Origin of the sequence: Plantactinospora sp. B6F1, assembly GCF_040120695.1 — a bacterium.
GTDB lineage: Bacteria > Actinomycetota > Actinomycetes > Mycobacteriales > Micromonosporaceae > Plantactinospora.
In genome coordinates this window covers 189,583-208,494 of record NZ_JBEEAC010000009.1, presented here as the reverse complement: position 1 = coordinate 208,494, position 18,912 = coordinate 189,583, and the positions used below count along the sequence as shown (strand labels likewise).

Sequence of the window (18,912 nt, the reverse complement as noted above, 5' to 3'; positions counted from 1 at the left end):
CCTCTCGTTTACGGTAAGCGGATGGCCAAGGGGAGCGCCCGGAGCGCGGGCGCGATGTCCGCCCTGGCCGTCGCGCTGATCGCGGTCATCGTGCTCGCGGCCACCAACGTCTGGAACCCGTTCCCCGGAGTCTGGGACTGGGTCAACCGCGACGAGCCGATCTCCGAGCCGGACGTCGTCTGGCAACAGCGGATCGGCGGTACCCCGCAGAGCGTCACCATCGCCGGCAACACGGTGGTGATCCGCTACCGCACCCGGGTCGAGGCCCGCAGCCTCGCCACGGGCCTGCGACTCTGGGAGCGCAAGGCCGACTGGGCGGCCGTCGCGGGCGGCGACCGGGACGCCGTCGTCGCCGTCGGCAAGCTGCTGAGCAAGGGCTACGAGCTGCTCGACCCCGACACCGGAGCGGTACGCCGCAAGGACAGCGCGGCGGTCGGCGTCTGGACGTACCGCAACGCCGTGCTCGACGTGCGCTGCCGGGAGCCCCGGGACTGCACCCTGACCGCGTGGGATCCCCGGGGCAGCAATCCGATCTGGACGACGTTCCTGCCCGGGGTCGAGACCGGGCCGCTCGCCGGCAACCCCGACACCCTCGGCACCCGGCCGTTGACCACCCGGCGGGTACACGAGGGTGCCGGCGGCCCGGTGGAGATGCCGCCGCTGCTCGGGCTCTCCGTCGACGGCCGGGTACACATCGTGGACACCGCCACCGGCCGGGTGATGCAGGACGTGAAGCCCGGGCAGCAGGACCGGATCGTGGTGGTCGGCGGCCGGATGCTGCGCATCGAGGCCCGCGCCGCCGACGGCACCTGCTACTTCACCGTGGTGGCCCGGGACCCGGCGACCGGGCAGGAGGTGTGGCGCCGGGACGGGCTCAACCTGCGTACCGCCGACGGTGCCGGCTGCGTACAGCGGGAGGATCCACAGGGCGGCGAGAACGTCTTCGTCGGCGTCGGGCCGGACGCCCGGGAGACGGTGATCGACGCGTACGACGGCCGGGTGCTCTGGAGCGGCCCCAAGGGTGAGAAGCTGCTCGCCGTCGACGACCGGTACGCGCTCTCCCGCTCCGCCGACCAGCGCTCGGTCATCGGCAGCGAACTCGCCATCGACCGGGCCCGGTGGACCCGGCCGGTCCACTCCGAGGGCGGGGCGGCGCTCGCCCGGCACGCCGCCCTGCTGATCGACCGGCGTCCGAACCGGATCGTCGCACTCGACCCGCGCAGCGGCCGGGAACTGGCCAACGTCCGCTCGTCGGCCGAGGTGCTCGCGGTGGGTCCGGCCGGGATGGTGATCGGCGACGGGCGGGACATCGGGTACCTCCGGTTCGCCGGGGTCTCGACCGGCGGCCCGGGGCCGACCGCCGGCCCGGGCGGGCCGGAACCGGAGCCCGGCGTCGAGTGCGGCGGCCCGAAGCAGCCGGAGTGCCCACCGGAGAACGGCAAGGACGGCTGAGCGTGTTTCCCGCGTCGGCAGCCGGATGAGAGCGACGTCGCAGGGCCGACCCGGCGGGTGGGCCGGCCGCGGTCGGCTGGCCTAGGCTTGCCGGCTATGAGCAGTGGCGCGCCGTTCTCGTACTCCCCCCTGTTGCCCGTCGGCGCAGACCAGACCGAGTACCGACTGGTCACCGACGAGGGCGTAGACGTGGTTCACGGGCCGGGCGGCCGTCGCTTCCTGACCGTGGAGCCGTCGGCGCTGACCGCGCTGACCGCCGAGGCGATGCACGACATCTCCCACTACCTGCGGCCGGCACACCTCGCCCAGCTGCGGGCCATCATCGACGACCCGGCCGCGTCGCCGAACGACCGCTTCGTCGCGCTGGACCTGCTGCGCAACGCGAACATCGCCGCCGGGGGCGTACTGCCGATGTGCCAGGACACCGGCACCGCGATCGTGATGGGCAAGCGGGGACGGCACGTGTTGACGGACGGTGCCGACGACGAGGCGGTGTCCCGGGGGGTCTACCAGGCGTACACCCGGCTGAACCTGCGGTACTCGCAGCTCGCCCCGCTCACCACCTGGGAGGAGAAGAACACCGGCAGCAACCTGCCGGCCCAGGTGGAAATCTACGCCGAGGACCCGGACGGGCACCCGGACGCGTACAAGTTTCTCTTCATGGCCAAGGGCGGCGGCTCGGCCAACAAGTCGTACCTCTACCAGGAGACCAAGGCGCTGCTCAATCCGAAGCGGATGATGCAGTTCCTGGAGGAGAAGCTGCGGCTGATCGGCACCTCGGCCTGCCCGCCGTACCACCTCGCCGTGGTGATCGGCGGCACCTCCGCCGAGTACGCCCTGAAGACCGCGAAGCTCGCCTCCGCGAAGTACCTGGACAACCTCCCCACCGCCGGCTCGATGCTGGCGCACGGCTTCCGCGACCTGGAGCTGGAGGGCGAGGTACTGGAGCTGACCCGGCAGTTCGGCATCGGCGCGCAGTTCGGCGGGCGCTACTTCTGCCACGACGTACGTGTGGTCCGGCTGCCCCGGCACGGTGCCTCCTGCCCGGTCGCGATCGCGGTCTCCTGCTCCGCCGACCGGCAGGCGGTAGGCAAGATCACCCCGTCCGGCGTCTGGCTGGAACGGCTGGAGACCGACCCGGCCCGGTTCCTGCCGGACGTCACCGACGCCCAGCTCGACCAGGGCTCCGAGGTGGTCCAGATCGACCTGAACCGGCCGATGGACGAGATCCGGGCCGAGCTGTCGAAGTACCCGGTGAAGACCCGGCTCTCGCTGACCGGCCCGCTGGTGGTGGCCCGGGACATCGCGCACGCCAAGATCGCCGAGCGGCTGGACGCGGGTGAGCCGATGCCGCAGTACCTGCGCGACCACGCGGTCTACTACGCCGGACCGGCGAAGACCCCCGAGGGGTACGCCTCCGGCTCGTTCGGCCCGACCACGGCCGGCCGGATGGACGCGTACGTGCCGAAGTTCCAGGCCGCGGGTGGCTCGCACGTGATGCTGGCCAAGGGCAACCGGTCCGGTCAGGTGACCCGCTCCTGCGAACAGCACGGCGGGTTCTATCTCGGCTCCATCGGCGGCCCGGCCGCCCGGCTGGCCCAGGACTGCATCAAGCACGTCGAGGTCCTGGAATATCCGGAACTCGGCATGGAGGCGGTCTGGAAGATCGAGGTGGTGGACTTCCCGGCCTTCATCGTCGTCGACGACAAGGGCAACGACTTCTTCGCCGATGTGATGAAGCCTAAGAGTGTCCTTCACATTGGTGCCCGCCCCTGACGGGCGAGCCCGCCACGCAGACTTTCTAATATCGCTGGATGTTCCGACCGACGTACCCGATTCGTACCGCGCGGCTCACCCTGCGCCCGGTCACGCTGGATGATCTCGATGACGTGTGCTCATGGCAGCGCAGACCGGACGTCTTCCGCTGGACGCTCAGCGAGCCGCGTACTCGCGAGGAGTCGCGATCGTCGGTGATCGCCATGGCGGGTGAGGACGCGCTACGCGCTGAGGGAGACTGCCTGACGTTGGCCGTAGCCACCGCCGCCGAGGTCATCGGGACGGTGGAGCTGGTCTGGCGCAGCCAGGCCGACCGCACGGCTGAAGTCGGTTACGTCTTCCATCCCGACCACGGAGGTCGCGGGTTGGCTACGGAAGCCGCGACGGCGCTGTTGGATTGGGGGTTCACCGAGTTCGGATTGCACCGGATCTACGCCCGGTGTCACGGCCGCAATGCTGCGTCTGCCCGCCTGATGGTCCGGCTCGGCATGCGTCAGGAGGCGCGCCACGTCGAAAGCTATCTGTTCAGGGGAGAGTGGGCCGACCAACTCGTTTTTGCCATCCTGGCCCGCGAGTGGGCTACCACGGCATCCAGCCCTCACGACCAGCCGGACGGCGGCACCCCTCGACCCCAGGCCAGCCGACCGTGATTTCGCGCCCACAACCGCCGTGGGACCAATGGCACTCCTGACGACTTCTTCGCCGAGGTCACGAAGCCGGTGCTGACCGTCGGCCGCCGCTGACCGGGCGCTGATCGCTCAGTGCCTGCTGCCAGATGGGCGTCCGGGTCGTCCCGGCGGTACGACATCGGCACGGTCGCGTTGACCACCCAGTGACGCGTACCCCCCGCCGCCGAGCGGGCCGGAGCTGATCACCAGCGCCGGTCGGTGAAGTCGCCAGACCAGCAGCGGAAGGTCACGCCCGTCCTCGGATCGGTAGGTCAGCTCCGGTTCGCCAAGCACCGACCTACTCTTCGGTCCCGTCCCGGACCTCTTGGCCGTCGGGCAGGCGCCCCGTCGAGCAGCCGCCTGCATTCACCTGGACAGCAGAGGCGTAATCGGAGCCCGATAACGCCTCTGCTGTCCAGGTGACCGCCAAGACGATCATGGGTTCGGCCGGGCGCCGACGCGGGCAGGGGTGCGGGTTGACTGATCGAAGTGGCACCGCTACGTTCCGCGCTTGAACTTCCCAGGTGCAGATTCAAGTTTCGGCGCCAAAACTTGAGATCTTGGCTTCGGAGTCTTGAGCAGACCGTCAGGGTCAGCCACCTGACCGGTCACGGCGAGGCCAGAGCAGGGGCGGCTGATCGAGGGCTTTGTCGCGTCGGGGTTGGGTCAGCCCCGGCAGTAGAAGACCCGGAGATCGTAGATGGCGGTGGCACCGTCGCCGGAGTCGAGGACGGACAGCATCAGGTGTTCGGTGCACACCCTGATCTCGTGCCCATGGCCGGAACCGCTGTCGGTCCAGACCTGCACCTTCCCGTCCGCCGGCAACTCACGCGGACCGACCACCCGGATCTCCGTAGGCGCGAAGCTGGCCATCTGAATCTCCTCTACTTGGAGTCACCCAGCGGGCGCCCGGGGATCGCCGGCCCGTCCGAGCATCCGCAGATGCCAACTATCACACTAGATATTTGGCCAAACATCAAGCTATGAGGTTGGCCAAATCAGGGGATACATGAGTTGGCCTAACATCTGGCCTGTTGGAATGGCCAAGTGGCGGACTTGGAGTCGGCGGTACGGAAGCTGCGTGCGGCGCAGGCTGGGGTATCTCGCGCCGAGGAGCGGGCCGCCCGACTTTTAGCCGAGGCTCGCGCCCGGGTGGACCAGGCGCGTGCGGAGCTGGCCGAGGCGATTCGGGCCAAGGCAGCGGCCGGGACGCGACAGCGCGACATCGTTGAGGTCACCGGCTACAGCCGGGAGCGCATCCGCCAGATCATCCGGGACGGAGAGGAATGACGCCTGAGCGTCAACCCGCTAGGCGGATTACCTGGATCCGAAGGAACTGCAGCGTTGCCCATCGGGCGGCGCTGGACGACGGGCAACCTGAAACGCGACTCAGCGGCGTGGGATAGGGCGCTGGTGCGGACCAGCACCTGCCGTTCGGGACCGGCGCTGCCGTCTCCGCGCAACTCCACGCCGCGTAGGGACAGCCACTCGAGCTGGGGATACCGGCCGAGATCCGCGCCGACCCGGGTGACCCGGAGGACGAGCGGGCCGGTTCCGTAGCAGTAGTCGGATTCGGCGAACTGCAACACGTCCCCGGCGGCCGGCGCCGGCCGGGTCCGCCGGGGACGTGCAGAGGCATCCATGTCCTGGCGTCTCCTCAGGTGTGGATGGCGGCGAAACCGCTGCTCCGACACGGTGCGTCCGCCGCCCCCGCAGGTCGCCGGACGCACCGCCCCCGTCGGTGCTGTACCCAACTTCATACGTGCTGTGCACAGTGTTCGCGGTGGCACTCTCGTTCCACTGCCAGCCCGCTATCAAGTCGATTCTGCCGCGCGTGATTGTCGGGTTACCCTGCTGCCGGATGTGACCTCGGTCAGGAGCCGGCATGCGGTTCGGAATTCTTGGGCCGCTCCAGGTGAGCGGCGGCGAGTCGACGGTGACCGCCGGCCGGGACAGAGTGGTTCTGGCGGTGTTACTGCTGCATGCCCCGCAGGTGGTACCCGTCGACGATCTGGTCGACGCGGTCTGGGAGGCCGATCCGCCGGTCACCGCGCGCGGGCAGTTGCAGACCTGCGTCTCCCGGCTGCGCCGGCTGCTGGTCGCCGCCGGAGTGCCCGGTGAGACGATCGTCACCGGCCCCGCCGGCTACCGCATCGTGCTCGGGCCGGACGACCTGGACGCGTACCGCTTCGAGCGGCTGGTAGCCGGGGCCCGCAGCGCCGTCGCCGAGCAGAACTGGCCGGAGGCGCGGGAGGGGTACCGGGCCGCCCTCGCGCTCTGGCGCGGTCCGGCGCTCGCCGGCATCAGCGGTCACGCCGTCCGCCGGGGCGCGGCGTCGCTGGACGAGCAGCGGATGCTGGCGATGGAGGACAGCTTCGCGCTCGAACTGCGGCTCGGCGGCCGCAGCGGCGACCTGGTCGCCGAACTGACCGAACTGGTGGAACGCCACCCGCTGCGGGAGCGGCTCCGGGGCCAACTGATGCTGGCGCTCGCCGACAGCGGCCGCCGGGCGGAGGCGCTCGCGGTGTTCCGGGCCGGCTGGGAGATCCTGACCGGAGAGCTCGGCATCGAACCCGGACCGGCACTGCGGGAGGTCCACCGGAGGATACTCGCCGGCGAGGTCGAGCCGGCGGACGAGGAGCCCGAGCCCCGGTCGCCGGTACGTGCCCTGCCCCGGGCCATCGAGGACTTCACCGGCCGGCACGAGACCATCGCCCGGCTGCGTAAGGAGATAGAGGAGGCCGATCCGAGCTTCTCCGCCGTCCACGTCATCGACGGCATGCCGGGCAGCGGCAAGACCGCGCTGGCCGTACACCTGGCGACGGCGCTGGGTGCCGCGTACCCGGACGCGCACCTCTTCGTCGACCTGCACGGGCACAGCCTGCACAGCCCGCTGCCGGCGAGCACGGCCGTCGGCACGCTGCTGCGGCAACTCGGGGTACCGGGGGAGCGGATCCCGGCCGGCCTCGATGACCGGCTGGCGCTGTGGCGCACCGAGCTGGCCAGCCGGCGCGTACTGCTGGTGCTGGACAACGCGGCCAGCACCGCCCAGGTCGGCCCGCTGCTGCCGGCCGGTCCCGGCTGCCTGACCGTGGTGACCAGCCGGCGCCGGCTGGTGGGCCTGGATGGGGTACGTGCGCAGTCGCTGACCGTGCTGGAGCCCGCCGAGGCGGTCGACCTGCTGGCCCGGATCGCCGGCCCGGAACGGGTCCGGGCCGAGCCGACGGCGGCGGAGGAGGTGGTCCGGCGCTGCGGATACCTGCCCCTGGCGATCCGGCTCGCCGCAGCCCGGCTGGCCCACCGTACGCGCTGGCGGGTCGCGGACCTCGCCCAGCGGCTCGGCGCCCCGGACCGTCCGGTACTCGCCGAGTTCGCCGTCGAGCACCGGACCCTGGCGGACGCCTTCGCGCTGTCGTACGCCCAGCTGCCGGAGCCGGTCCAGCGGACGTTCCGGCTACTCGGGGTGCGTCCCGACGTGCAGTTCGACCAGTACGCCTGTGCCGCGCTGACCGAGCTGCCGCTCGCCGTGGCCCGGGAACATCTCGACGAACTCGTCGACGCGCACCTGGTGGACGAGGTGGACGCGGGGCGGTTCCAGCTGCACGATCTGGTCCGGGAGTACGTCAGCGAACTGGTCACCGTGGTCGGTGGCGCGCCGGCGCGGCGGCAGGCGTTGCAGGCGTTGCTCGACTACTACCTGCACGCCGCCGCCTCGGTGAGCCATGTCCTCGAACCGAACGGAAACCTCCAGCTGGCCATACCGGGGCAGCCGGCCCGCCCCGAACTGGTCGCCGTCGCGGTACAGCGAGGGCAGGACTGGCTGGAGGCGGAGCGGCGCAACATGGTGGCGCTGGTCCAGCTGGCGGTGCAGGAGGGCCTGTACCGGTACGCCTGGCAGCTCGCCCGGGCCAACTGGCGGCAGCTCTATCTCGGCGGCCACCTGGACGAGCTGATCCAGACCCACACCGACGGGCTGCGGGCGGCGGAGGCGCTCGGCGACGACGCCGGGATCGCGATCATGCACAACTACCTCACCTCGGCGTACTTCCGGCTCGGTGAGTTCCAGCGTTCGCTCGAGTCGCTGCGGGTGGTCATCGCGATCTGGGAGCGGCTCGGCGACGTCGCCGGGCGGTCGGTGGCGACGGTCAACCTCGGCCTGCCGCTGGTGATGCTCGGCCGAACCCGGGAGGCGATGCACTACCTCGAACTCGGCTTGGAGCTGGCCCGGCAGACACCCGGCTGGCATGCGATGCCGGGCGCTCTGACCAACCTGGGCAGCGTCTATCTCGGGCTCGGCCGCTACTCGGACGCGCTGCGGGTGCTGCGGCACCGGCTCTTCCTGGCCCGCCAGGTCGGCAAGATCGCTGTGGTGGCGGACACCGTCGGCTCGATCGGCGGGGTGTACGGGCGGCTGGGTCAGCGCGACCGGGCGCTGCGCTACATGTCCGTGGCGCTGCGTATCCAGCGGGCCCGGGGAAACCCGTTCGCCGTCGCGGACCTGCTCAACGAGATCGGCAACGTCGAGCGGCGGTGCGGCCGGCCGGAGGTGGCGGCGCAGCGGCACCGGGAGGCGCTGGTGGCGATGCGGGACGCCGGGGACCGGGCCGGCGAGTGCACCGCCCGGAACCTCCTGGGCCGCGCCATGCTGGATCTCGGGGACACCACCGCCGCGCTGGACCTGCACCGGCAGGCACTGCTCGGCGCGACGAAGATCCAGACGCCGTACGAGCAGGCTCGCGCGCTGGATGGACTGGCCCACTGCCTGCGCCCGACCGATCCGGCGGCCGCCCGGTCGTACTGGACCCGGGCGCTCGCCCTGCTGATCCAGGTCGACTCCCCGGACCAGCACGAGATTCGGCGGCAGCTACGCGAACTCGGCTGACCCCGGACCAGCATGAGATACGGCGGCAGCTACGCGAACCCCGGAACGAGCCGGAACTGGCGGCTGAGGTGTCCGGCGGACCGATCCGTGACGGCGATCATCTGCGAGCCGGCCCGGGTCGGGGCAGGATGGAACGCGTGACCACACCAGAGGCGGCCGGCTACCGGATCGAACGCGACACGATGGGCGAGGTGGAGGTGCCCGTCGACGCGCTGTGGCGGGCCCAGACGCAGCGGGCGGTGCAGAACTTCCCGATCTCCGGACGCGGACTCGAACCGGCGCATATCCGGGCGCTGGCGCAGATCAAGGGCGCCGCCGCGGCGGTGAACGCCGAACTCGGCGTGATCGACGACGCCGTCGCCGCGGCGATCGTCACCGCGGCCGCGCACGTCGCCGACGGCGGCTACGACGACCAGTTCCCGATCGACGTCTTCCAGACCGGCTCCGGCACCTCGTCGAACATGAACGCCAACGAGGTGATCGCCACCCTGGCCGCCCGGAAGCTGGGCCGCGAGGTGCACCCGAACGACGACGTGAACGCCGCCCAGTCCAGCAACGACGTCTTCCCGTCCTCCATCCACCTGGCCGCCACCCAGGCCGTCGTGCACGACCTGCTGCCGGCACTGCGGCACCTGGAGTTCGCGCTGGAGTCCAAGGTGGACGAGTTCGCCGAGGTGGTGAAGGCCGGCCGTACCCACCTGATGGACGCCACACCGGTGACGATGGGCCAGGAGTTCTCCGGGTACGCCACCCAGATCCGGTACGGCATCGAGCGGCTGGAGAGCTGCCTGCCCCGGCTCGCCGAACTGCCGCTCGGCGGCACCGCGGTCGGCACCGGGATCAACACCCCGGCCGGCTTCGCGCCCAAGGTGATCGAGAAGCTGCGCGAGATGACCGGGCTGCCGCTGACCGAGGCGCGCAACCACTTCGAGGCGCAGGGCGCCCGGGACGGGCTGGTCGAGGTCTCCGGTCAGCTCCGCACGATCGCGGTCGGCCTCTACAAGATCGCGAACGACATCCGCTGGATGGGGTCCGGCCCCCGGGCCGGGCTGCGCGAGGTGCAGATCCCCGACCTGCAACCCGGCTCGTCGATCATGCCCGGCAAGGTGAACCCGGTGGTCTGCGAGGCGGTCCGGCAGGTCTGCGCCCAGGTGATCGGCAACGACGCCACGGTCGGCTTCGCCGGGTCGCAGGGCGACTTCGAGCTGAACGTGATGCTGCCGGTGCTGGCCCGCAACGTGCTGGAGTCGATCCGCCTGCTCGCCAACGTCAGCCGGCTCTTCGCCGACCGCTGCGTGGTCGGCCTGGTCGCGAACGTCGACGTGGCGCTGGCGTACGCCGAGGGGTCGCCGTCGGTGGTCACCCCGCTCAACCGCCACCTGGGCTACGACGAGGCGGCCTCGATCGCCAAGGAGGCGCTGGCCCAGGAGCTGTCGATCCGCGAGGTGGTGCTCGCCCGGGGACACGTCGAGGCGGGCCGACTCACCGCCGAGCAGCTCGACGAGGCGCTCGACGTACTCCGGATGACCCATCCCTGACGTTCCCGGCGGCACCTACCCTCGTACGCGTGGACGTGCGCACGGTGGTGTTCGACGCGGACGAGACACTGGTCGACCTGCGTCCGGCGGTGACCGGCGCGCTGGTCGCCGTACTCGCTGCGATGCGGCGGCTGAGCCCGGCGGCCCGGGACGTCACGCTGGCCGAGATCGAGGGGGACTGGGACGCCGTCCTCGCCGACCACGCCGGTGAGCCGGTCACCCGGATCCGCCGGGCCGCGCTGGCCCGGTCACTGGCCCGGGCCGGCCTGACCGCCGAACTGGAGCCGATCGCGGAGCTCTACTTCGCCCGGCGGTTCGCGCTGACCCGGCCCTTCGCGGACACCCTGCCGGCACTCGGGGTGCTGCGCCGGTCGTACACGCTCGGCTTCGCCACCAACGGCAACAGCCGGCCGGAGCGGTGCGGGTTGGCCGCGGACTTCGCCTTCGAGATCTACGCGCACGTCGGCGGCGTACCGAAGAAGCCGGCACCGGAGTTCTACGCGGCGGTACTGGCGGCAGCCGGGACGCCCCCGTCGTCGGTGGTGCACGTCGGAGACTCGCCGAGCAAGGACGTCGAGGCGGCCCAGGCAGCCGGCCTGCGCGCGGTCTGGCTCAACCGCGCCGGCCTGGCCCGCCCGGCCGGCCTGCGCCCCGACGCCGAGATCCGCTCCCTGGCCGAACTCCCCGCCCTACTCCACCACTGGTGCCAGACCCCCTAACAGGCGGTGAAGGTCCGGGCAATATCAGGGAAAGAGTGGCCTCCAGCGCCCGGGGAGCCACTCTTTCCGGGAAGTTGCCCGGTCTCCTGGGTCAGGAGAGGGCGGTGGCGATCTCGGTGGCGGCGGCGCGGACCTGGGGGCCGGTCTTCGTGACGTCGAGGGCGGCCAGGGCGACCACGCCGACGCTGGCCTCCAGGCCGGGGACTCCGAGCACGGGTGCGGCGACGCCGTGGGCGCCGGACTGGAGTTCGCCGCTGGTCGTCACCGGGTCGGCCCGGCCCTGCCGGCCGGCCAGGATCGCCCGGCCGGCCGCGCCCCGGTCCAGCGGATGACGGGTGCCGGTCCGGTAGGCGACGTGGAACGCCGTCCAGCTCGGCTCGACGACCGCCAGCGCCACCCCCTCGGCACCGTCGACCACGGTCAGGTGCGCGGTCGCCCCGGTCTGCTCGGCCAGCCGGCGCAGCGCCGGCAGCGCCCCGTCGGCGAGCAGCGGCTGGGCCCGCCGGGCCAGGTGCAGCAGTCCCGCGCCGAGCCGCAGCCGGCCACCGGCGTCCCGGCGGACCATCCCGTGTTCGGTGAGTGCGCCCAGCAGCCGGTAGACCACCGCCCGGCCGACACCCAACCGGGTCGCCGCCTCGGTCACGGTCAGCCCGCCGGAGGCGTCGGCGACCAGGTGCAGCAGGCGCAGGCCACGGTCCAGGGTCTGCGCCGTCTCGCCGGCCCGGCCGGCGGCCTCCTCGCCGGCCCGGCCGGCGGCCTCCTCCGCTGGGTCGGCCGCTCCGTCGCCCACCACCCTCGCCACATCAGGCAGCGTACGGCCGGTGCCGGTCGGCACGGGAGCCGGCGCGACCGGAGCCGGGCCGGGTGAGGATTCTGCGGGGTGCGGGTGGGGGTCTGCGGGGTGAGCCCGAACAGACATAGGTCGGTACCCTTGTACGGTGACGCTACGCCTGTATGACACCGCCACCCGTTCGGTGCGGGACTTCGTTCCCATGCGTGCCGGCGAGGTGGGGATCTACCTGTGTGGCCTCACCGTCCAGTCCTCGCCGCACATCGGCCACCTCCGGGGCGGGGTCAACTACGACGTGCTGCGACGCTGGCTGCTGCACAGCGGCTTCCGGGTGACCTTCATCCGCAACATCACGGACGTCGACGACAAGATCCTGACCAAGGCGGTCGCGCAGGACCGCCCGTTCTGGTCGATCGCGTACGCCAACGAGGTGCTGCTCGGTGCCGCGTACCGCAGCCTCAACGTGCTCCCGCCGACGTACGAGCCGAGGGCGACCGGGCACATCCCCGAGATGCACGAGCTGATCAAGAAGCTGCTCGCCGAGGGGCACGCCTACGTCGCCGACGACGGTTCCGGCGACGTCTACTTCGACGTCCGGTCGTACGCCGAATACGGCGACCTGTCCGGCCAGCGGCCGGAGGCGACCCAGACCCAGATCGGGGAGGAGTCCGCCGAACGGGGCAAGCGGGACGTCAACGACTTCGCGCTCTGGAAGGGCGCCAAGCCGGAGGAGCCGGCGGACGCGGCCTGGCCGTCGCCGTGGGGGCCGGGCCGGCCCGGCTGGCACATCGAGTGCTCGGCGATGTGCTGGCGCTACCTCGGCGCGGAGTTCGACATCCACGGCGGCGGGCTCGACCTGACCTTCCCGCACCACGAGAACGAGCAGGCCCAGTCCCGCGCCGCGGGCCTGCCCTTCGTCCGGTACTGGGTGCACCACGGCCTGCTCAACCTCGGCGAGGCCAAGATGAGCAAGTCGCTGGGGAACGTGGTCGACCTCGACCACGTCGCCTCGATCGGGATCCGTCCGGTCGAGCTGCGCTACTACCTGGTCGCCCCGCACTACCGGTCCCGGATCGACTACTCGGACGAGTCGCTGCGCGAGTCGGCGGTGGCGTACCGCCGGGTCGAGGGCTTCGTGCGGCGGGCCGTGGAACGGGTCGGCGCGGGTACGCTCGCCGAGCTGCCGGCCGAGTTCGGCGCGGCACTGGACGACGACCTGAACACCTCGGCGGCGATCGCGGTGCTGCACGACACGGTCCGGGACGGCCAGATCGCACTCTCCGGCGGCGACGACGCCGGGACCCGGGCGGCGCTCGGTGTGGTCCGGGCGATGCTCGACGTACTCGGGCTCGACCCCCTCGACGCGGCCTGGAGCAGCAACGGGCAGGATGGGGAACTGCGGTCCGTGGTCGACTCACTGGTGGCGCTGGCCCTGGAGCAGCGGGCACAGGCCCGCAGCCGCAAGGACTGGGCCGCGGCCGACTCGGTGCGCGACCAGCTCAAGCACGCGGGCGTGGTGGTCGAAGACACCCCGCACGGGCCGCGTTGGACGATCGGAGAACAGGACTGATGCCCGGAAACTCGCCACGCCGAGGCCGTCGGGTCAGCGCCAAGAAGGGCGCCGTCAGGGGCTCCGGCGGCAAGAACCGGAACGCGCTCAAGGGCCGGGGCAAGACCCTGCCCGCCGACGAGCGCCCCTGGCACAAGGCGTACTCCGGCACCGAGCAGGTGCCGCAGCGCACCGCCTGGAAGCAGGCGAAGGAGCGCCGGGCGGCCGCCGAGGAGGGGCGGGCGCCGAAGGTCGGCATACCGGGAAGCAAGGACACCACCTGGGGTGCCGGCGGCGCCGGTACGAAGAAGGGCGGGCGCAAGTCGGTCAGCGCCGGTCGGGGTGCGGCCAGTGCCGGGCGTCCCGGTGGCAAGCCGGCTCCCCGTCCGGGTCCCCGGGTCGCGCCGGGCCGCCGCTCGGCTCCCGGGCGGGAGGCGGCGGAGCTGCTGGTCGGGCGCAACCCGGTGGTGGAGGCGCTCCGGTCACAGGTGCCGGCGACGGCGCTCTACGTCGCGCAGGGCATCGACATCGACGACCGGGTGAACGAGGCGGTCCGGACCGCCGCCGACCGGGGCATCGCGATCCTGGAGGTCAGCCGGGCCGAGCTGGACCGGATGACCGGCGGGGTGCTGCACCAGGGCATCGGCGTGCAGGTGCCGCCGTTCGCCTACCAGCCGTTCGAGGACATGCTCGCGGTGGCGCTGGAGCAGCCCTCACCGCTGCTGGTCGGGCTCGACGGCATCACCGACCCGCGCAACCTCGGTGCGGTGATCCGCTCGGCGGCGGCCTTCGGCGCGCAGGGCGTCTTCGTACCCGAGCGGCGGGCCGCCGGGATCACCGCGACCGCCTGGCGGACCAGTGCCGGTGCGGCGGCCCGGGTGCCGGTCAGTCAGGTGACCAACCTGACCAGGTCGCTGAAGCTCGCCCAGCAGGAGGGGTTCCTGGTGGTCGGGCTGGACGCCGACGGCGAGACCGAGCTGTACGACCTGGAGGCGGCGGTCGGTCCGCTGGTGCTGGTGGTCGGCTCCGAGGGACGAGGCTTGTCCCGGCTGGTCGGCAGCACCTGTGACCTGCGGGTCAGCATCCCGATGGTCTCCGAGGTCGAGTCGCTCAACGCCAGCGTGGCGGCAGCCGTGGCGCTCGCCGAGATCTCCCGCCGCCGTCTCGCCGCCTGACCGCAGCCTGACCGTCGCCCGACCGTCGACCCCGTCGACCCCGTTGTCCCCGTCGACCCGTTGTCCCCGTCGACCCGTTGTCCCCGGTGACCCCGTTGTCCCCGGCGACCCCGGGAACGAGCGAGATCATCACGGCCGGGTCCGGTGCTGCGGGGTGCCCCCGTAACATGCAGGGCCGGGCAACCCCTCGCCCGGCGGAGGAGTCGGTTCATGGCGGGTCAGGACGGAGGCTACGGGCTCGGCGTCGACCTCGGGACCTCGCACACCGTGGCGGTGCTGCGCTGGCCCGACGGCCGGACCAGACCGCTGCTGCACGACGGGCAGCCGATCCTGCCGTCCGGCGTGTTCCTCGACGACGCCGGACGGCCACACGTCGGGCGGGACGCCCAGCGGCTGGCCCAGGCCGACCCGGCCCGTTACGAACCGAACCCCAAGCGGCGGATCGACGAGCCGGCCGTACTCCTCGGTGACCGCGAGATCGCCACCGTCGACCTGCTGGCCGGCGTGCTCGGTGCGGTGGCCAACGCCGCGGTGGAGGCGGTCGGGTTCCTGCCGCCGGCCGTACTCAGCTACCCGGCCAGTTGGGGGTCACGTCGCCGGGACACCCTGGCCGCCGCCGTCGCCCGGGCCGGCTGGCCACCGGTCCCGTCCGGTGCCGATCCGGCCGCCCGGCTCCCTGGTGCCGGTCCGGCTGCCCGGCCCAATGGCGGGACGCTGCTGGTGCCGGAGCCGGTTGCCGCCGCCCGCTACTTCACCGACGTGCTGCGCCGGCCGGTGCCGGTCCGGTCCGCGCTGGCCGTCTTCGACTTCGGCGGCGGCACCCTGGACATCGCGGTGGTCCGCAACGAGGGCATCGACGGGAATGGTCGGGCCCGGTTCGTGGTGGTCGGCTCGGGCGGTGTCGCCGACCTCGGCGGGCTCGACCTGGACGCGGCGCTGGTCGAGCACCTGGGCGGGGTGATCCGGACCGCGTACCCGCCGATCTGGGAACAGTTGCGCCAGCCGGCCAGCGCCGGCCAGTGGCGCGCCCGCCGGCAGTTCTGGGACGACGTACGCGGAGCCAAGGAGATGCTCTCCCGCACCGCGACCGCGCCGGTCGCCGTGCCCGGCGTCGAGCAGGCGCTGCACCTGACCAGGGACGAGTTGGAGAGCGTGGTCGGCCCGCTGCTGCGCCGGGGCGTCCACGAGGCCGCCTCGGTGATCGCCAGGAGCGGGCTCGCTGTCGACCAGCTCGCCGGGTTGTTCCTGGTCGGCGGCTCCTCCCGGGTTCCGCTGGTGGCCCGGATGCTGCACGCCGAACTCGGCATCGCGCCGACCGTACTCGAACAGCCGGAGCTGCCGGTCGCGGAGGGCGCGCTCGCCGAACTCCCGCTCCCGGCGACACTCCCGGCCCGGGGCAGCGCCGGGGTGCCGACCAGCCCGGCCGCCGGTGGTGCGGTGCCGACCAGCCCGGCCGCCGCCGCCGGTGGCGCGGTGCCGGGACAGCCCCGGGCGTACGAAACCGGGGCGGCGCCGGTCCCCGGTGCATCCGGTCCGGCTACGGCGGTCGCCGGTGCATCCGGGGCGGCGGCTGCCGGCGGCTATCCGCCGACCGGGCCGGCGCATCCGGCGGGTGGTGTCGGGCCGGCGCATCCGGCCGGTGGTGTCGGGTCGGCGTGGCTGGCCGGCCTGGCACGCCGCCGCCCGGTCTGGATCGGCGTCGGGGCGCTGGTCGCGCTGGTCGGTGTGGTCGCCGCGACGCTGCTCTACCTGACCCGGGACCGCTACCCCGGCCTCGACTACGTCCCCTTCCAGGAGGTCGACCGGATCGCCACACGGGAGAAGAACCGCACCTCGCTCCTCACCGCCACCGCCGGTGAGCGGGCGTACGTCGCCTACCAGCGGACCGACCAGCGGTTGGACATCGCGGTACTCCACGCCGAGTCGGCGAAGGTCGAACGGTGGATCACCACGGCGGCCGGCGCCGAGGGGTGGAGATGGATCAAGGCGCTCCCGGACGTACTGCTGGCCAAGGCGGAGGTCAGCAGCACCAGTACCCCGCGCGACCTGATCGCCCTCGATCCGGTGACCGGTGCCCAGCTGTGGAAACGGGCCGTCCGGGGCGACGACCGGTTCTACTTCTTCGACGAGTACGTGGTGGTGCTCGACGAGACCGCCGACATGCTGATCGGGATCAACGCGCGTACCGGCAAGGAGTGGACCAGGCCGAACCCGAAGGGCGAGTACGACAGCGACGCCGCCGGTTATCCGATGCGGACCCTCCAGGAGGTGAGTGGGCCCGCCGAGCCGTACGGGGACGCGGCGCTGCCGAACCGCGGTGCCAAACCGCGACTCGTGCAGATCGGCGCGGACGGCTCGATCCGGGTCATCGACGTGACGAACGGCGAGGTGCTGAAGTCCCGGGCCGACGCCGCCGACACCGACGACGAGGTGCTGGCGTACGAGGGACAGCTCTTCGTCGCACCGAAGACCGGCGGCTACGGCCTGGCCCGGTACGACCTGGAGACCCTCGGCCCACCGACGACCATCTACAACGCGGCGGACAAGAACCGCCGGCCGACCGAACTGGAGCCCTGCGGGGAGAAGCAGGTCTGCCTGCTGGAGACCGCCGGGTCCGGCACCGACAGCACCGAGCTGGTGGCGGTCCGGACCGACCAGGGCGGCAGTCAGCAGGCCGCCTGGCGCCGGAAGGTGCCGCAGGCGAAGAGCCTGCTGGCGGTCGGCGAGCGTGTCCTGGTCCAGACCGGTTCCAGCGGCGACCCGGTGGCGAAACTCTTCTCCACCGAGGGGGCCGAGAAGCTGAGCGAGGACGGTGTGGCCGTCCGGGTCGACGGCGGCAACCTGCTGCTCTTCGCCAAGGAGTTGAGCACGATCACCCAGGATGCCAGCGTCGCCGGGGTGGTCGCCGAGTCCGGAAAGCTGACCCAACTCGGCCTGCTCAAGGAGGTCAGCACCGACTCCTGCTCCTGGAACACCTCGGTCATCGTCTGCGGGGCCGACTCCGAGTTCGTCGTCGCCCGCTTCACCGCCGGATAGCGTCCGGCCCTGGACGACGCCCAGACCGCCGGATGGTGCGCACGTCGCCGGGTAGCCGGGGTCAGCAACCGGCAGGCAGACTACGTGCATGGATATCCAGCCCGGCCGGCGGCGGCCGGTCCTGTTTCTCGGCGTACCCGCGCTGGTGCTCAGCGCCGTGGCCACGCTGCTGGCCGGTGTGGCGCTGCATTCCGCCGCCGGCGCCACCGACGCCGGACCCGACCGGGTCACCGCGAGGTTCACCGCCGCCGTCGAGCTGCTCGCCTCGCCCTCCGATGTGGTACGGGCCAGCGGCGTCCACGCGCTGGACGGCGTACTCCGGGACGCGCCGGCCGAGCAGTCGACCGTCGTCCCGGTGCTCGCCACCTTCGTACGCCGGCAGTCGCAGCTGGACGCGGCGGAGGCCGCCGCCGGGTCGGTCCGGCGGCCGGCCGGCCCGGACCGGCGGCCCGGGGTGGACGTGCAGGCGGCATTGACCGTGATCGGTCGCCGGGATGCCGCCCGGGACCGCCCGGGTGACAGGCTGGACCTGACCGGGGCGGTGCTCACCGGGGCGTCGCTGGCGCAGGCGCGGTTGACCGGTGCCCTGCTGACCGGGGCCCGGCTCGACGGCGCCGACCTGACCGGGGCCCGGCTCGACCGGGCCGACCTCACCGAGGCCGACCTGCGTGGTGCCGTACTCGACCGGGCCAGCCTGCGGGAGGCCCGGCTGGGCGGGGCGGACCTGACCGAGGCGCGACTCAACCTGGCGATGCTCGACCGGGTGACGCTGGCCGGTGCCGTGCTGGTCGGCGCCGCGCTGGACGGGGCAGGGCTGACGGGTGCGACGCTGGTCGGCGCGGACCTGCGGGGTGCCCGTCTCGATGCCACCAATCTGACCGCCGCCGACCTGACCGGGGCGAACCTCAGCGACGCGTACCTCGGCTACGTCACCGCGCCGGGAGCGGAACTGGTCCGGACCAGACTGGTCGGTGCCAACCTGGTCGACATCGACCTGACCGACGCCCGGCTGGTCGGGGCGAACCTCAACCGCGCCATGCTGCACGGCGCCACCATGGTCGCCACCGAGGTCACCGCGGAGCAGATCAGTTGCGCCGTACTCAGTGACCGGACCCGACTGCCGGCCGCGATGACCACGCCGGTCTCCCCGGCTCCGACCTGCGCGGACTGACTCCGTCCGGCCCGCTGACCGAGATCCACCCATGGCGGCGTGGCCACCGTACGGTCGCCGCTTGCGGCAGCGACATCTGTCCGGTCAGAGGGGAGATCCTCCCGATCTGATCGGGTACCATCCTCATCCACCACGTGCCTGAACTGCGGTTTGGGG

Annotated in this window: 13 protein-coding genes and 1 pseudogene; 11 read left to right on the top strand and 3 right to left on the bottom strand. The window is 72.3% G+C overall.

What is annotated here, in order from left to right:
* The first annotated feature begins 21 nt into the window (after positions 1-21).
* From ABNF97_RS15135 to ABNF97_RS15125, 3 genes are all read left to right on the top strand, one after another.
* Complete coding sequence (locus tag ABNF97_RS15135) at positions 22-1,452, top strand: outer membrane protein assembly factor BamB family protein (RefSeq protein ID WP_349338924.1); 1,431 nt, start codon at positions 22-24, stop codon at positions 1,450-1,452.
* Positions 1,453-1,548: 96 nt separating this feature from the next.
* Positions 1,549-3,228, top strand: coding sequence for a fumarate hydratase (locus ABNF97_RS15130; RefSeq protein WP_349338923.1), 1,680 nt, complete (start codon positions 1,549-1,551; stop codon positions 3,226-3,228).
* A gap of 38 nt (positions 3,229-3,266) precedes the next feature.
* Positions 3,267-3,878, top strand: coding sequence for a GNAT family N-acetyltransferase (locus ABNF97_RS15125; protein ID WP_349338922.1), 612 nt, complete (start codon positions 3,267-3,269; stop codon positions 3,876-3,878).
* Between the two features lie 104 nt (positions 3,879-3,982).
* On the opposite strand, the pseudogene ABNF97_RS15120 reads toward ABNF97_RS15125, so the two are convergent.
* Positions 3,983-4,190 (bottom strand): annotated as a pseudogene (locus ABNF97_RS15120) (adenosylcobinamide amidohydrolase); the annotation flags it as partial.
* A gap of 372 nt (positions 4,191-4,562) precedes the next feature.
* On the bottom strand, positions 4,563-4,769 hold the full coding sequence (locus ABNF97_RS15115; RefSeq protein WP_130465370.1) for a hypothetical protein: 207 nt from the start codon (positions 4,767-4,769) through the stop codon (positions 4,563-4,565).
* 174 nt (positions 4,770-4,943) lie between these two features.
* On the opposite strand from ABNF97_RS15115, the gene ABNF97_RS15110 reads away from it, so the two are divergent.
* The 4 genes from ABNF97_RS15110 (at position 4,944) to ABNF97_RS15095 (ending at position 11,035) form a co-directional block, all read left to right on the top strand.
* On the top strand, positions 4,944-5,186 hold the full coding sequence (locus ABNF97_RS15110) for a hypothetical protein (RefSeq protein ID WP_130465369.1): 243 nt from the start codon (positions 4,944-4,946) through the stop codon (positions 5,184-5,186).
* A gap of 595 nt (positions 5,187-5,781) precedes the next feature.
* Positions 5,782-8,778 carry an AfsR/SARP family transcriptional regulator gene (locus ABNF97_RS15105; protein ID WP_349338921.1) on the top strand — a complete coding sequence of 999 codons (2,997 nt, stop codon included), beginning with the start codon at positions 5,782-5,784 and terminating at the stop codon, positions 8,776-8,778.
* A 137-nt stretch (positions 8,779-8,915) separates the two neighbouring features.
* Positions 8,916-10,316: a class II fumarate hydratase gene (locus ABNF97_RS15100; protein ID WP_502930486.1), complete on the top strand. Its 1,401-nt coding sequence runs from the start codon at positions 8,916-8,918 to the stop codon at positions 10,314-10,316.
* A gap of 29 nt (positions 10,317-10,345) precedes the next feature.
* Positions 10,346-11,035, top strand: a complete 690-nt coding sequence (locus ABNF97_RS15095) for an HAD family hydrolase (protein ID WP_349338919.1) — start codon at positions 10,346-10,348, stop codon at positions 11,033-11,035.
* A 91-nt stretch (positions 11,036-11,126) separates the two neighbouring features.
* On the opposite strand, the gene ABNF97_RS15090 is transcribed toward ABNF97_RS15095, so the two are convergent.
* Entirely contained in the window at positions 11,127-11,825 is a 699-nt protein-coding gene (locus ABNF97_RS15090; RefSeq protein WP_502930489.1) for an IclR family transcriptional regulator, read from the bottom strand.
* A 148-nt stretch (positions 11,826-11,973) separates the two neighbouring features.
* On the opposite strand from ABNF97_RS15090, the gene cysS reads away from it, so the two are divergent.
* The 4 genes from cysS (at position 11,974) to ABNF97_RS15070 (ending at position 18,756) form a co-directional block, all read left to right on the top strand.
* On the top strand, positions 11,974-13,395 hold the full coding sequence (gene cysS, locus ABNF97_RS15085; protein ID WP_349338918.1) for a cysteine--tRNA ligase: 1,422 nt from the start codon (positions 11,974-11,976) through the stop codon (positions 13,393-13,395).
* Complete coding sequence (gene rlmB, locus ABNF97_RS15080; RefSeq protein ID WP_349338917.1) at positions 13,395-14,549, top strand: 23S rRNA (guanosine(2251)-2'-O)-methyltransferase RlmB; 1,155 nt, start codon at positions 13,395-13,397, stop codon at positions 14,547-14,549. Before cysS ends, rlmB begins: the two co-directional genes overlap by 1 nt.
* 210 nt (positions 14,550-14,759) lie before the next feature.
* Positions 14,760-17,585 carry an Hsp70 family protein gene (locus ABNF97_RS15075; protein ID WP_349338916.1) on the top strand — a complete coding sequence of 942 codons (2,826 nt, stop codon included), beginning with the start codon at positions 14,760-14,762 and terminating at the stop codon, positions 17,583-17,585.
* A gap of 88 nt (positions 17,586-17,673) precedes the next feature.
* On the top strand, positions 17,674-18,756 hold the full coding sequence (locus ABNF97_RS15070) for a pentapeptide repeat-containing protein (RefSeq protein ID WP_130465362.1): 1,083 nt from the start codon (positions 17,674-17,676) through the stop codon (positions 18,754-18,756).
* Positions 18,757-18,912: the final 156 nt, after the last annotated feature.

Coding starts and splice junctions, on each gene's coding strand:
- ABNF97_RS15125 (WP_349338922.1), top strand. CDS start 3,267: ATGTTCCGACCGACGTACCCGATTCGTACCGCGCGGCTCACCCTGCGC.
- ABNF97_RS15115 (WP_130465370.1), bottom strand. CDS start 4,769: ATGGCCAGCTTCGCGCCTACGGAGATCCGGGTGGTCGGTCCGCGTGAG.
- ABNF97_RS15075 (WP_349338916.1), top strand. CDS start 14,760: ATGGCGGGTCAGGACGGAGGCTACGGGCTCGGCGTCGACCTCGGGACC.
- ABNF97_RS15135 (WP_349338924.1), top strand. CDS start 22: ATGGCCAAGGGGAGCGCCCGGAGCGCGGGCGCGATGTCCGCCCTGGCC.
- ABNF97_RS15105 (WP_349338921.1), top strand. CDS start 5,782: ATGCGGTTCGGAATTCTTGGGCCGCTCCAGGTGAGCGGCGGCGAGTCG.
- ABNF97_RS15070 (WP_130465362.1), top strand. CDS start 17,674: ATGGATATCCAGCCCGGCCGGCGGCGGCCGGTCCTGTTTCTCGGCGTA.
- ABNF97_RS15130 (WP_349338923.1), top strand. CDS start 1,549: ATGAGCAGTGGCGCGCCGTTCTCGTACTCCCCCCTGTTGCCCGTCGGC.
- rlmB (WP_349338917.1), top strand. CDS start 13,395: ATGCCCGGAAACTCGCCACGCCGAGGCCGTCGGGTCAGCGCCAAGAAG.